This is a genomic window from Paenibacillus praedii (genome assembly GCF_049725345.1).
Lineage (GTDB): Bacteria > Bacillota > Bacilli > Paenibacillales > Paenibacillaceae > Pristimantibacillus.
In genome coordinates, this window is the sequence record NZ_JBMWAM010000004.1 from 136,948 (window position 1) to 150,295 (window position 13,348).

Here is a 13,348-nt window from a genome sequence, read left to right on the forward strand (position 1 = left end):
AAAATACAATACACCTCACGTATAAACCTAGCAGATCTGGCAACAATGGCTAGTGAGGTGATAGAAAATGAATGAACAAAATCAAAACAAGTCAAAGCAAAGACCAGAAGAAACTCCCAAAACTGTTCTGGGAGGAACGTCTGCCGCCAAATCTAGCAGTGGATGGAAGAGCCTGTTTGCAAAGCGATGGGTATCTCCAGCAATCTTCATGGCCGCGGCAGCAATTATCGTAACCTTAATGTGGATCTATCAGGGAGCGGATCGCACGAGTCCTGCAACAGGAGAAATTGACTCTACTGAAGTTTCACAAGGTGAGGAAGCTGTTACACCTGGCGAGAATGAGGAAAGCTTGGAAGTGGTTGTAGGTGACGAACGGATGCAGTGGCCGGTTGCCGACAAAGCTTCACTGCAGATCGAACGTCCATTCTTCGATGAGAATGCAAGCGAAGCGGAGCAAGAGGCAGCGATGGTTCAAGTTGGCACAACCTTTACTCCGAACACCGGCATTGACTTCGTTAACCCGGATGGCAGCACCTTTGATGTACTTGCGGCTTTGTCGGGTAAAGTGACGCTTGTAAAGCAGCACCCGACCAATGGCAACGTTATTGAAATTACCCATGCAGGCGGTCTGGTAACGGTTTACCAAAGCGTATCGGATATTCAAGTTGCTGAAGGGGACGATGTTCGTCAAGGCACAAAGATCGCTCAAGCAGGCAGAAGCGATGTTGGCCGCGAGTTGGGGATTCACCTCCATTATGAAACGATCAAGGACGGCAAGGCTGTAAATCCAAGCTCGTTAGTGTTGGAATAGGTGCAGAAAGCGGAAGCAGGGTACTCACAATATAGTACTTAAGACATGCAGGCAGGGAATTTTTCCTGCCTGTTTTACGTTTTTATGAAAAATTTTTCACATTAGAGCTTGTCATGCTTGGTCATAACGAATATATACCCACTCCACTCATATAATGTACCAAACTATCTCGAGTAGGGAGGCGGGAACGTGCACGATTACATCAAGGAGCGAACCATTAAAATAGGCCGCTGCATCGTTGAAACGAAGCACACGGTGCGAACGATCGCCAAAGAGTTCGGTGTATCCAAAAGCACGGTGCATAAGGACTTAACTGAGCGGCTTCCTGAAATAAACCCCGATTTGGCCGATCAGGTTAAGCACATTCTCGAGTATCACAAATCGATCAGGCATCTGAGGGGAGGAGAAGCGACCAAGATTAAGTATAAGAAAACGAGCTCGAAAAAGCGTGAAGTGCTTGCAGCAGGCAAGCTGTGAAGTTTTTTCGCGAATCATAAAGGATTTTTGTCTTTTTTGGCGAATAATGAACGGTAACGGTTTCTGTGTCAATGAAGCCAGCCGTACGTTATGTATACATTATTCGTTGGGGGACTTAAGGCTTATGTGGAGCAAGGATATCGGGATCGATCTTGGTACAGCAAACGTATCCATTCATGTGAAGGGTAGAGGTGTCGTACTCGATGAGCCTTCAGTCGTTGCGATTGAAAGCGATACGAAGAGGGTGCTGGCCGTCGGTGAGGATGCGCATCGAATGGTAGGGCGCACGCCTGGCAATATTATCGCGATTCGTCCATTGCGGGACGGCGTGATTGCGGATTTTGAAATTACGGAAATTATGCTGAAGGCATTCATTGATCGTGTAGACGGTCGAAAATGGTTTAGCCGTCCCCGTATTCTGATATGCGCTCCAACAAACATCACCTCGGTTGAACAGAAAGCGATCCGTGAAGCGGCGGAACGCAGTGGTGCGAAGGAAGTGTTTCTTGAGGAGGAGCCGAAGGCTGCCGCAATTGGGGCTGGAATGGACATTTTCCAGCCCAGCGGCAATATGGTCGTAGATATTGGCGGTGGCACGACGGATGTAGCCGTACTTTCTATGGGCGATGTTGTGACGGCTTCTTCGATTAAGGTCGCGGGGGACAAGTTCGACGACGCGATCATGAAGTTTATCAAGAACAAGTACAAGCTGCTGATCGGGGAAAGAACGAGTGAGGATATTAAGATTAAAATTGGAACGGTAATCGATGGCGGACGCCAGGAAGAAATCGATATTCGCGGAAGAGATATGGTATCGGGTCTTCCGCTTACCATTACGATTCGTTCAGGCGAGGTTCGTGAGGCGCTATGGGATCCTGTCATGTCTATTGTGATGGCGGCCAAGTCAGTGCTTGAACAAACACCTCCGGAGCTTTCTGCTGATATTATTGATCGTGGTGTTATTTTGACGGGCGGGGGCGCACTGCTGGACGGACTAGACGCTCTACTGGCAGAGCAGCTTAAGGTACCGGTCTTAATTGCTGAAGATCCGATGCATTGCGTTGTTAAAGGGACTGGCATCTTGTTAGATAACTTGGACAAGCTCGGGAAAAAGCAAAAATACTAGCGGTCTGAATCGATCATTTGTGTGGGTAGGGAGCCTAAGGGGGGCGCAGCCGAGACGCAAATGAGTCCCAGGTCGCATGGAGGCCTATTCAAGCATCCTATCTTTCAACCGATAATATAAAAAGGTAGGAAGCGGCCGAGGAGGTAAACATAATGTTAAGAGGGATGTATACCGCTGCATCGGGTATGATTGCTCAGCAGCGCAGACATGATACGGTTACGAATAATATTTCAAATATAAACACGCCCGGCTATAAGCAGACGAACGCGGTTACGCGGTCTTTTCCAGAGATGCTGCTGTCATTGACCGGAGCGGGCGCAGAGCATTCGAAGACGATCGGGAAGTGGAATAGCGGCGTATTGGCCGAAGAAAGCCTGTCGATTCATTTACAAGGCGATATGATGCAGACAAACAACGCATCCGACTTCGCGTTGGTTTCCAACATTGAAGTGGAAGGTATGTCTTTCGACGCATCTGGCAAATATGTATCACCAGATGGAGAGGTTTTTTTCCAGCCACAGGCTTTCTTCACCCTGCAGGATCAAAATGGCGAGATCCGTTATACGAGAGGCGGTAAATTTACGCTGACGGAGCAAGGCTTCTTAATGTCAAACGATGGCTCTAATGTGTTAGGCGCGGATGGTCAGCCAATTCAATTGCCTGTCGGCATGGGTCTGGACAGCTTGAAGCTAATGGACGATCAGAGCTTCATTGACGAGAATGGACAGAATGTTGGCGTTCAATTGCTAATTAGCCGAATTGATAATCCAAATCTGCTTGTTCGCGAAGGGGACGGAAATTTCCGCTTCTCTAACGATCAGGGTGAAGCGGTTGCCTTAGCTCCAGGAGAGCGTGTTGAGGTGCGCCAGGGCTATGTAGAGCGCTCTAACGTGGATGCGGCACAAGCAGCCGTAGATCTGATGTCCGCGCTTCGTGCTTATGAAGCGAATCAGAAGGTGATCCAATTTTATGATCAAAGCCTTGATAAAGCAGTTAACCAGGTTGGCCGCGTCTAGCAGCAGGCTGAAGTAGAGGAGGTACACGAAGCATGAATAGCTCCATGATCAATGCCATGGTATCGATGAACGGGCTTCAACAGAAGCTGGATCTGCTTGCAGATAATATTGCGAACGTGAACACGGTTGGCTATAAGCGCAAGGAAGCGACATTCGAGGATCTTCTCACGAATATAAGGCAGCAACCGGCATCATTCAATCAGCCAGGCCGTCTAACCCCGCTGGATTTCACGCAAGGCTGGGGCGCCAAGATGACGATGATACAACCGAACCTTTCACAAGGTCCTCTAAGCGGAACGGAAAAGGATACGGATATCGCTATAGAAGGAAATGCGATGTTCGAAGTGATCGTGGACCAGGCAGGTAATCGCGGCTATACGCGCAATGGGGCGTTTCAGTTGACGGTAGGGGCAAACGGTGATACGATTTTGGCAACAGAAGATGGTTATCCGGTTGTCGCCAACATTACCGATGAGATAACTGGTGAAATCGTGGAGGGAAATATCGTCGTGCCGCAGGGCTACAGCTTGCGCGTAAATCCGGATGGAACGGTTTTTGGCGTTTCTTCTCAGCAGACGATTGAGCTTGGCAGCATTAAGCTGCTTCAGCCTACACGCCCGGCTGGTTTGACCGCCGTTTCTGATAATTTATATGTCATTCCGAATGGTATCAATATTGGGGATGTTATTCAAAATATTATTCCTGATTCAGAAAATTTGATTTCGCTGCGCCAAGGCTACTTGGAACAATCGAATGTCGTGTTGACGGATGAGATGACTGAGCTAATTAATGTACAGCGCGCTTATCAGCTAGCGGCAAGAGCGTTATCGTCAAGTGATTCGATGATGAGTATGGCAAACGGTATGCGCACATAAGGATAGGATGATGTAGATGAGTATGGCCGATGAACGAATCGACCGCGAAACCAGCGGAGTCGGTAGTCAAGCTGAAGAGGGCGGCTCCGAGAAGAAGAAGCGCAACAAACGCGCGAAAGCTGATGGGAGCTCGAATAAGAAGCAACGGCCCAAAGGGGTACGGGTACTGCTGTGGATTTTGCGCAAAAGCATCGTACCGCTTATCATGCTAATTATGCTCATAAGTGGTTTGTATGTCGGTTATGTCGTAATCGGCAACCAGCCAGAGAATGATGTGTTCAACTGGTCAACCTGGCGGCATCTTTATGATTTGGTATTCGCAGAGTCTTAACAAGCAAATGGAAGAGAGATACCCTGCAGCGACATAAGCTGCCTGTGAGATCTCTCTTTTTTGCGTACAAAAAAAGAAAAGCAGATCGAGATGTTTACCCTGATACTACAAGCAGTTTTATTTTAGGGTGGGTAGTTGTATAATAGTTGGGAACCATGATGGACAGTTCGAATAGGTAGAGGAGCGTGAAGGATTGAATCTGCCGAATTTCTTAACATCATTGCGTTTTGCGTTAATTCCTGTCTATATAGCGGTATTTGCTAAAGGGCACATGATCCCTGCGTTTCTCATTATGGTCGCGGCTGGTATTACGGATGTGCTCGATGGGTATATCGCGCGCGCTAGCGGTCAGGTTACCGCACTCGGCATGATGCTGGATCCGCTTGCGGATAAGCTGATGCTGATTACGGTTATTTTATCGTTGCTCATTTCCGGCCATATATCCTGGGCGGCTGCGGCAGCGATGTTTCTGCGCGATTTGGGGATGATAACGGGAGTTTTGTATTATCATTTTCAGGGGAAGAAAACGATGTCAGCCAACTGGCTTGGTAAGCTCACGACGGTACTATTCTATGTAGCAATCATGCTTATTTTCTTCCGAGCTCCTTATGCACATACCTATTTGTGGGCGGTTATCGCGCTTTCCTTCGTTTCTACTATTATGTATATCGTGATGTTTAGAGCACTCAACAAGCCTGTCACATGAACGCCGCATGGTCATTCTTAATGAAAACGAATGTCTTATCAAGATGCTTTCAGAACAAAGAGGCTTGAGGAAGGACACTTCTGGTCCAAACCGCCAAGCCCCTTATCTTAACCTTCATAAACTGCAGTTTCATGAAGGATAAGTATAGTTTCGCACATAGGAATCATTTTTATACTAGTGAATATTGGGAAGGAGTTTTTAATATGCTGGATATTAATCAAATTCAAGAAATTATTCCACACCGCCCGCCATTTTTGCTTGTCGATCGTATTTTGGAGGTAGAGCCAGGAGTGCGCGCAGTAGGGCTCAAAAATGTAACGATGAATGAACCTTATTTTGTGGGTCACTTTCCGGGCTATCCGGTTATGCCAGGCGTCCTGATCGTAGAAGCGCTGGCGCAGGTAGGTTCGGTGGCAATGCTTATGCTGGAAGCTAACCGCGGGAAATTGGGTTTTTTTGCGGGAATCGACGGCTTCCGCTTCCGCGGCCAAGTGAAGCCAGGCGATACATTGACGCTGGAGGTTCAAATTACGCGGCTTAAGGGATCGATAGGAAAGGGTCAGGCAACCGCTAAGGTTGGCGACCAGGTCGTAGCTGAAGGCGAGCTCATGTTTGCCTTGTCCGATCCTTCTTAATATTGATAAATTAATGAAAGAGGGCTGCTAAAATTATGACGAATCCTTTGAACGATACCATTAAGGCTAAATATGAAGCATGGCTGAATGATCCGATAATTGACGCTGCAACGAAGGAAGAGCTTCTGGGGATTGACGGCGACGAGAAGGAAATTATGGATCGTTTCTATCGCGATCTTGAGTTCGGAACAGGTGGTCTGCGCGGTGTGATGGGTGCAGGTACGAACCGGTTGAATGCTTATACGGTAGGCAAAGCTAACCAAGGGCTAGCGAATTGGCTGCTAGCGGGTGCGGCGAAGACGGGAGCGAAGCCGTCTGTTGTCATTGCGCATGATTCCCGCAACAACTCGCCTGAGTTTGCGCTGGATTCCGCGCTAGTGCTCGCAGGCAACGGCATTACCACTTACTTGTTCGAAGGGCTGCGTCCTACGCCGCAGCTTTCTTATGCGGTGCGTGAATTGAAGGCTTCTAGTGGTATCGTCATTACGGCAAGCCACAATCCGCCCGAATATAACGGCTATAAAGCCTATGGCGCTGACGGCTGCCAGCTCATCCCTGAGGATGCGGAGCAGGTCATTGCGGCAATTGGGCGTATTGAAGGTCTGGATGAAGTAAAGCGGATCAGCCGCGAGGATGCTGAAGCGCAGGGCTTATTGCGCTGGCTGGGTGAAGAAGCGGATAAGCAGTTTATTGAAACTGTAGCAGCGCAAAGCTTGAATGCAGATCTGCTGAAAGGCGGGCTTGGCGAGAAGTTTAGCGTTGTGTTCACGCCGCTGCACGGTACTGGCAACATGCCGGTTCGAGAAGTGTTGAATAAGGTTGGGTTTAGCAATCTGCATATTGTGCCGGAGCAGGAGCAGCCTGACGGTTATTTCAGCACAGTCAAGTCGCCCAACCCGGAGGAGCGCGAAGCGTTCACGCTTGCCATTAAGCTGGCTCAGCAGACAGGCGCGGATATTATTATCGGCACAGACCCGGATGCGGATCGCATGGGCGCGGTTGTGAAAAATAATGAAGGCGAATATGTTGTCCTTTCAGGCAATCAATCCGGTGCGTTAATGGTTCATTATGTGCTTGGTCAGTTGAAGGAGCGAGGTCAGCTGCCGGATAATGGCGTAGTGATCAAGACGATCGTGACGAGCGAGCTCGGCGCAGACATCGCGCGTTCATATGGCGCGGCCGTAGAAAATACGTTGACGGGCTTCAAATATATTGGTGAAAAAATGACACAATATGAGCAAACGGGAGAACGCAGCTTCTTGTTCGGTTATGAGGAGAGCTACGGGTATTTGACGGGCACGTATGCCCGTGATAAGGATGCTATTGTGGCATCGTTATTGATTTGCGAGGCTGCGGCTTACTACAGCAGTCAAGGAAAAACATTATACGATGTGCTGCTGGAGCTCTATGCGCAATACGGCTTCTACTTGGAAGGATTGGAGTCGAGAACGCTCAAAGGCTTTGACGGCGTTCAAAAGATCGGTGCCATCATGGACGATTGGCGTCAAAATCCACCAACTGAGATCGGCGGCGTGAAAGTAGTGAGCGTGCTTGATTATGCTGACGGCCAAGACGGGCTGCGTCCGGAAAATGTGCTAAAATATTTGCGCGAGGATGGCTCATGGTTCTGTCTGCGGCCTTCTGGCACGGAGCCGAAAATCAAGGTGTATTTTGCGGTTAAAGGCGAATCAAAAGAGACTGCTGAGGCAGCTCTGCAAAAGTTTAAGACATCCGTAATGGAACGGGTCGACCGCAATCAATAGATAACATCAACAACCTGTTTAGGACGGAGGAATGACGTGTTTTTACGTTGGCAGCATTGGAATCGGCGGGCAAGATTTGTGCTTTGGGTTATTGCTTTAATCGGCGTCGCGGCAGCTTTGCCGCTTGGCGCCGTTCGAATGGATATGGAGAAGTCATCCAAGCATGTGGAGTATGTTTTTGATTACCGCGATATCATTGAGATTTCGGAACGGCAATCCACTCCGCAGGCTTTTATAAATGAGTACCTAGAAAAGCTCAAGGCTTCGGGCGTTACCTCGATGGCGGTGTATGAGAGCTCGCTGAAGGAGCTTTTGCAGTCGGGAAGGTTAACGTATTACAGCTCAAAGGAAATGGCTATGCTTGAAGACAAGCTGGAGCCGGCCTCACAAAATTTCACTTATATTTTATTTAACGGACCGCGAGAAGAGGAAGAGATAGGACCGATCGTACGTGCAGCATTTGATCGTTCTGAGGCGGTATACAAAGATTGGTCGTATAAGGGACGAAACGGAATTGTCGTTGAGCTTCCAGTTGCAGAAGCAGGCATGAAAACAATGGATTTTGACCCGATAACTCTGCAAACGATTCATGATTCCGGTTTAGCTATCCTGCCGCGATTATCAGATCGCATTCAGCCCTATGATCAAGCGGCAATGGACGGTCTCCTCGCGAAATTAAAGGGGTTCGGCGTTAATCGCATTTTATTTGACGGCGATAAGGTCAAGGGCGCATCAAATCAACAGGAGCAAAAAAGCCTAAATGCCTTTGGTGAATTGCTTAAAAAATACGATATCGGTATCGCTGCGATTGAAAATCTAAAAAAACCTCAGCAGGGCATAAATACTTTAGCATATATTACAAACTATAATGTTGTGAGATTGTACTCTCTGTCTGAAAATGATGCTATGACAATGACTCCTGATGCTATAGCGGACCGTTTCTTGCTGGCGGCGAAGGACCGCAACATCCGCATGTTCTTCTTGAACGGAACCGTTCAAGGAGATATAGAGAAAGAAAAAATTGTGCATTCCCTAGATAAGACGATCGAAGCTCTGAGCGGAGAACATGGTGTTGTGTCGAAGCTTGCAGAGGCAGGCTATTCGCCTGGAAAGGCGCAGCCGTTCGACTTCGAGCAGCCTTCGTGGGCTAAAGCGCTTAGAGGGGCAGTAGCCGTTGGCGCAATTGCTTTAATCGCACTGCTGGCGGGTGCATTTGTACCATACGTCTATATTCCGGTGTTCTTAATAGGATTAGCAGGCAGTGCCGGCTTGTATGTGCTTAACAGCTCCATTATGGCGCAGGCTCTCGCTCTCGGTGCAGCGATTAGCGCGCCAACGCTCGGTCTTGTATGGGTGATGAATCGCATTTATTCCAGGACCGTTGGAGAGCGGCGTATTGTAGGCGGGGCTGACTGGACGGTTGGCCGCAGCCAATCTTCACAAACGCAGCATCCGCCTGGCACTGCATATGATCATGACGCGAAAATGAAATGGTTCTTCCCAGCTCCTGCCGTAGGACGCCGGATTGGACTCGCGCTCAACTGGTTTATTGTTGCAACGTTAATCTCACTTACTGCAGTGCCGATCATATTCGGGCTTCTGAATAATATTACGTACAATTTAGTGCTGGAGCAATTCCGCGGCGTTGGTCTGCTGCATCTGGCTCCGATTATACTCGTGGCCGTTTACGTGCTGTTCTATAACGGACAGACATCCATCGGTACACTGCGCAAGCTGTTGTCTCAGCCAATTACTTTAATGTGGATTTTGCTAGCCGCCGTAATTGGTGCGATTGGTTACTATTATTTGTCGCGTACAGGCAATGCAGGTCAAGTATCATCGATCGAGCTTGCTGTTCGCAGCTGGCTGGAATCGACTTTCGGTGTTCGGCCTCGTTTTAAGGAGTTTATGCTGGGGCATCCGCCGTTAATTCTTGGTCTTTTCTTAGCATTAAGATATCGCGCGGCATGGCTGCTTGTCATTATAGGATCAATTGGACAATTGACCATGGTGGACACGTTCGCGCATATTCATACACCGTTGTACATTTCCGTGATTCGAGTGCTGCTTGGATTGGGTACAGGTATAATAATCGGTTGTATTTTGATCGCTGCATGGCTGGTATTGGAAGGGGTACTGCGTAAATGGGCACCGGCAATCATTCGCAAGTTCGTCGGATCGTAATTTCCGGCTATTATGGCTTTCGCAACAGCGGAGACGAAGCGGTGCTTAGATCGATATTGCTCGCATTAGAAGAGCAGGGTAAAACGCAGGGTGTTCAAATAGAGCCGATCGTCTTATCCGCTGATCCTGCTTGGACAAGCCAAATGTATGGCGTTGCATCCGTTCGCAGGATGCATCCCGGCGACCTGTGGAGCGCCATACGCAGCAGCGACGGTCTAATCAGCGGCGGCGGCAGCCTGCTGCAGGATGCAACAAGCGCAAAGACGATCCCGTATTATACGGGAGTCATGAGGCTTGCGCAGCTGCTTGGCAAGCCGACCTTTGCTTATTCACAGGGAATCGGACCTGTGAATCGCCGCAGGATGGATCCCCTGATTCGCGGTGTCATGAAGCGCAGTGCATATGTATCGGTACGCGACTCTGAATCGGCGGCGCTGCTAGCTCGTATCGGGGTGCCGGCGAACCGGATCGAGGTTGTGCCTGATCCCGTCATGGGCCTGCCGCTTCCAGCAAACGCAGAGAATGATGCCGAGCGGGCTGCTCATGCTGCAACTGGACAAGCCTCCTCGCAATCAGCGATTGCGACGGAGACTGCGCTCCGCGCGTCCGCGCCGCCGATCGTCGGCGTCTCGCTGCGCCGCTGGCGTAGCGACGGCGGCGACCTCGCCCGCGCCGCCGAAGCGCTAATCGCGCTGTCGAAGCGCAAGCCTGTACGGCTGCGCTTCCTGCCGTTCCACACCCCCTCCGACATAGAAGCGTCGGAGCAGGTGCTGGAACGGCTGCGCGGCCGGCTCGGCGAAGGAAGCAGCGCCGAGCTGGCCGCGCCCGGCGACGACCCCCAGCAAATGCTGCTGGAGGTCAGCCGGTGTGACGCTTTGTTCGGCATGCGCCTCCATGCGCTCATCTATGCCGCCAATCAGTATGTACCTATGCTTGGCTTGTCTTATGACCCGAAGATCGATCAGTTTCTCCATCGATTGGGGCTTAAGGCGATCGGCACGACCGAGAAGCTTGATGCCGAGGCTTTTGCGGCAGCGGCTAGCTCGCTTTTGGATAATCGGGCGGGCTGGTTAGCCGAGCATAAGCCAGCAATCGACCTGTTAAAACAACAATCGCAAAAACCGGCGCAACAAATTGTGCATCAGCTGCGTCATATAATATCGAGGTGACTTCCTCTTGTCGAAATCATATCCAACCGTACCGTTATACGGCATACCTTTTTCCAAAATGAGTATGGATGAGACGGTGCAATATCTAATTGAAGCTATTGAAGCAAGACAGCCGACACATGTCATAACGGCAAATCCGATTATGATCATGTCAGCGGTGGACGATCCGAAGTACAGTGCGATGATGAAGCGTGCGGATTTAATTGTGCCCGACGGGGCTGGGGTCGTATGGGCGGCGAGCCATGTTGGACAACCCGTTGCGGAGCGTGTCGCAGGCTTTGATCTGATGCATCGTCTTCTGCAGTATGGGGAAACGCGCAAATGGAAGGTATATCTGCTTGGAACCTCGCAGGAGGTTATCGAGGCTGCAGCGGACAAGCTGCAGCTGCAGTATCCACAGGTACGCATTGTTGGCTATCGTAATGGTTTTTTTGGTCCGGAGCAGGATGAGGAAGTAGTGGAAGCCATTCATCAAGCAGCGCCGGATATGCTGTTCGTGGCACGGGGCGCGGATACGCAGGAGCCATGGATTGTGAAGTATAAGCAAAGACTGGGTGTACCGCTTGTTATGGGCGTCGGAGGAAGCTTCGATATTATATCAGGAAGGCTGAAGCGCGCTCCAATTATTTTCCAAAAGCTTCGCTTGGAATGGCTCTACCGACTGCTTCAGGAGCCGAAACGGTATAAAAGAATGCTTGTTTTGCCGAAATTCGTTGTGAAAGTGCTTCGCGACAAAGAAAACGTGACAAAACCTCGGTCTACACCATAAATTTCCCGCTAAAACCATGAAAATTGGTTGAAAACGGGATTGGAATTTCTTTTTCAATCGGAGTATAATTCACTTCGGTAGAAAGAAAAGGGGAGTTGCACACATGCCGGTTGGCTTGCTGTATACTATTGGATTCATTATCGCTCTTGTACTTGCAATTGCTTTAACGCCGCTTGTTAAGAAATTTGCATTTAAAGTAGGCGCAATAGACAAACCAAATCACCGCAAGGTACACACGCGCATTATGCCGCGTCTTGGCGGTCTCGCTATTTATTTGGCCTTCGTGGGAGCTTTCTTTATTCTGTCGCCTTTCATTCCGGCAGGGCTGCTCCGAGCGCAGGATACGAACATGATCAATGCGCTGCTTGTGGGCGGAACAATTATTATCATTCTAGGCGCGCTCGATGACCGCTTCGAGCTTTCGGCAAAAATGAAGCTGCTCGGTCAAATCGCTGCGGCATGCGTTGTTGTGTTTGGTTTTGACGTGAAAATTGATTTGCTTAACATTCCGTTCGGCGAAACGATGCAGCCTATTGCTGGCTGGATCAGTATTCCGCTTACGATTCTATGGATCGTCGGCGTAACGAACGCGATTAATTTGATTGATGGCTTGGACGGGCTTGCAGCCGGCGTCTCAGGTATTGCGATTGCCACGATTGCTGTGATGGCATCGCTAATGGGCTTCCAGCCTGTTATCCTGCTTAGCACCTTGCTGCTTGGCGGCATCATCGGATTTCTTGTCTTTAACTTCCATCCCGCGAAAATTTTCATGGGTGACTCAGGCTCGCTATTTCTCGGTTTCAGCCTAGCTACCCTATCGATGCTGGGCTTTAAGCAAGTAACGATCGTTTCGTTCGTGACGCCGCTGCTTATTATCGGCGTGCCGCTTTCGGATACATTCTTCGCGATCGTTCGCCGCTGGGTGAACAAGCGACCGATTTTTGCGCCGGACAAAGGCCATTTGCATCATCGTCTGCGCGATCTAGGCTTTAGCCACCGCCGTACCGTATTAATCATTTGGGGCGTAGCTGCTGTATTCGGCGCTCTTGCCATCATTCAATCGGCTGTCGTACAATCAAGCGCAGCGAACTGGATCACATTCGGCGTGATTTGTATGCTGATGTTCTTCCTGCAGATTGGCGCAGAGGTTACCGGAATTGTCGACAAAACCCGAAAGCCGCTTATTAATTTCTTGAACAGAATGCTGGTTCGCCTGAAGGTTGATGCAGAATCGCGTTCCAAATAAGCATGAGCTCCTTTCCCTTTTAAAGCGGGGTTAGGAGTTTTTTTTAGTTATACGGTGGCCCTTTGGTCTGCTTTGCTTCACTATCCCCTCTGCTCAGGTATTTTGTTGCCTCCCTCCACTGAATAATTATCCTTTTGACTAAAAAAACAGCTGCCCCTAACCGATAAAAAAGGTACAGAACTTTTCTGCAGTCAATGCGTCTAATGTCATTGTAGACAAAAATTGACTAAAGAAGAAAAT

The 13,348-nt window shown here is 49.4% G+C and carries 13 protein-coding genes; all 13 read left to right on the forward strand.

Annotated features, from left to right (window positions below):
* Positions 1 to 67 precede the first annotated feature (67 nt).
* The 13 genes from ACO9K6_RS05975 to ACO9K6_RS06035 all read left to right on the forward strand — a co-directional run bounded on the left by ACO9K6_RS05975 (position 68) and on the right by ACO9K6_RS06035 (position 13,108).
* Positions 68 to 811 (forward strand): peptidoglycan DD-metalloendopeptidase family protein, encoded by a 744-nt coding sequence (locus ACO9K6_RS05975; protein WP_424766625.1) that lies wholly within the window; start codon positions 68 to 70, stop codon positions 809 to 811.
* Between the two features lie 189 nt (positions 812 to 1,000).
* Positions 1,001 to 1,288, forward strand: coding sequence for a sporulation transcriptional regulator SpoIIID (gene spoIIID / locus ACO9K6_RS05980; RefSeq protein ID WP_110770235.1), 288 nt, complete (start codon positions 1,001 to 1,003; stop codon positions 1,286 to 1,288).
* Positions 1,289 to 1,412: 124 nt separating this feature from the next.
* Positions 1,413 to 2,414, forward strand: coding sequence for a rod shape-determining protein MreB (gene mreB / locus ACO9K6_RS05985; protein ID WP_424766626.1), 1,002 nt, complete (start codon positions 1,413 to 1,415; stop codon positions 2,412 to 2,414).
* Positions 2,415 to 2,566: 152 nt separating this feature from the next.
* A complete protein-coding gene (locus tag ACO9K6_RS05990; protein ID WP_424766627.1) occupies positions 2,567 to 3,430 on the forward strand; it encodes a flagellar hook-basal body protein in 864 nt (287 codons plus the stop codon).
* A 32-nt stretch (positions 3,431 to 3,462) separates the two neighbouring features.
* Complete coding sequence (locus ACO9K6_RS05995; RefSeq protein ID WP_424766628.1) at positions 3,463 to 4,305, forward strand: flagellar hook-basal body protein; 843 nt, start codon at positions 3,463 to 3,465, stop codon at positions 4,303 to 4,305.
* A 16-nt stretch (positions 4,306 to 4,321) separates the two neighbouring features.
* A complete protein-coding gene (locus ACO9K6_RS06000) occupies positions 4,322 to 4,636 on the forward strand; it encodes a DNA-directed RNA polymerase subunit beta (protein ID WP_424766629.1) in 315 nt (104 codons plus the stop codon).
* Positions 4,637 to 4,829: 193 nt separating this feature from the next.
* Positions 4,830 to 5,342, forward strand: coding sequence for a CDP-alcohol phosphatidyltransferase family protein (locus ACO9K6_RS06005; protein ID WP_424766630.1), 513 nt, complete (start codon positions 4,830 to 4,832; stop codon positions 5,340 to 5,342).
* A gap of 203 nt (positions 5,343 to 5,545) precedes the next feature.
* Positions 5,546 to 5,977 (forward strand): 3-hydroxyacyl-ACP dehydratase FabZ, encoded by a 432-nt coding sequence (fabZ, locus tag ACO9K6_RS06010; RefSeq protein WP_424766631.1) that lies wholly within the window; start codon positions 5,546 to 5,548, stop codon positions 5,975 to 5,977.
* 35 nt (positions 5,978 to 6,012) lie between these two features.
* Positions 6,013 to 7,740: a phospho-sugar mutase gene (locus ACO9K6_RS06015; protein WP_424766632.1), complete on the forward strand. Its 1,728-nt coding sequence runs from the start codon at positions 6,013 to 6,015 to the stop codon at positions 7,738 to 7,740.
* Between the two features lie 36 nt (positions 7,741 to 7,776).
* Positions 7,777 to 9,924, forward strand: coding sequence for a DUF5693 family protein (locus ACO9K6_RS06020; RefSeq protein ID WP_424766633.1), 2,148 nt, complete (start codon positions 7,777 to 7,779; stop codon positions 9,922 to 9,924).
* Positions 9,885 to 11,093 carry a polysaccharide pyruvyl transferase CsaB gene (gene csaB, locus ACO9K6_RS06025; protein WP_424766634.1) on the forward strand — a complete coding sequence of 403 codons (1,209 nt, stop codon included), beginning with the start codon at positions 9,885 to 9,887 and terminating at the stop codon, positions 11,091 to 11,093. The genes ACO9K6_RS06020 and csaB overlap by 40 nt, the downstream gene beginning before the upstream one ends.
* 58 nt (positions 11,094 to 11,151) lie before the next feature.
* On the forward strand, positions 11,152 to 11,862 hold the full coding sequence (locus tag ACO9K6_RS06030; RefSeq protein WP_424766699.1) for a WecB/TagA/CpsF family glycosyltransferase: 711 nt from the start codon (positions 11,152 to 11,154) through the stop codon (positions 11,860 to 11,862).
* A 103-nt stretch (positions 11,863 to 11,965) separates the two neighbouring features.
* Entirely contained in the window at positions 11,966 to 13,108 is a 1,143-nt protein-coding gene (locus ACO9K6_RS06035) for a glycosyltransferase family 4 protein (protein ID WP_424766635.1), read from the forward strand.
* The last annotated feature ends 240 nt before the right edge of the window (positions 13,109 to 13,348 follow it).

Bases quoted from the DNA above. Each gene is read 5' to 3' on its own strand.
- ACO9K6_RS05975 (WP_424766625.1), top strand. From the start codon at position 68: ATGAATGAACAAAATCAAAACAAGTCAAAGCAAAGACCAGAAGAAACT.
- mreB (WP_424766626.1), top strand. From the start codon at position 1,413: ATGTGGAGCAAGGATATCGGGATCGATCTTGGTACAGCAAACGTATCC.
- ACO9K6_RS05990 (WP_424766627.1), top strand. From the start codon at position 2,567: ATGTTAAGAGGGATGTATACCGCTGCATCGGGTATGATTGCTCAGCAG.
- ACO9K6_RS05995 (WP_424766628.1), top strand. From the start codon at position 3,463: ATGAATAGCTCCATGATCAATGCCATGGTATCGATGAACGGGCTTCAA.
- ACO9K6_RS06000 (WP_424766629.1), top strand. From the start codon at position 4,322: ATGAGTATGGCCGATGAACGAATCGACCGCGAAACCAGCGGAGTCGGT.
- fabZ (WP_424766631.1), top strand. From the start codon at position 5,546: ATGCTGGATATTAATCAAATTCAAGAAATTATTCCACACCGCCCGCCA.
- ACO9K6_RS06015 (WP_424766632.1), top strand. From the start codon at position 6,013: ATGACGAATCCTTTGAACGATACCATTAAGGCTAAATATGAAGCATGG.
- csaB (WP_424766634.1), top strand. From the start codon at position 9,885: ATGGGCACCGGCAATCATTCGCAAGTTCGTCGGATCGTAATTTCCGGC.
- ACO9K6_RS06030 (WP_424766699.1), top strand. From the start codon at position 11,152: ATGAGTATGGATGAGACGGTGCAATATCTAATTGAAGCTATTGAAGCA.
- ACO9K6_RS06035 (WP_424766635.1), top strand. From the start codon at position 11,966: ATGCCGGTTGGCTTGCTGTATACTATTGGATTCATTATCGCTCTTGTA.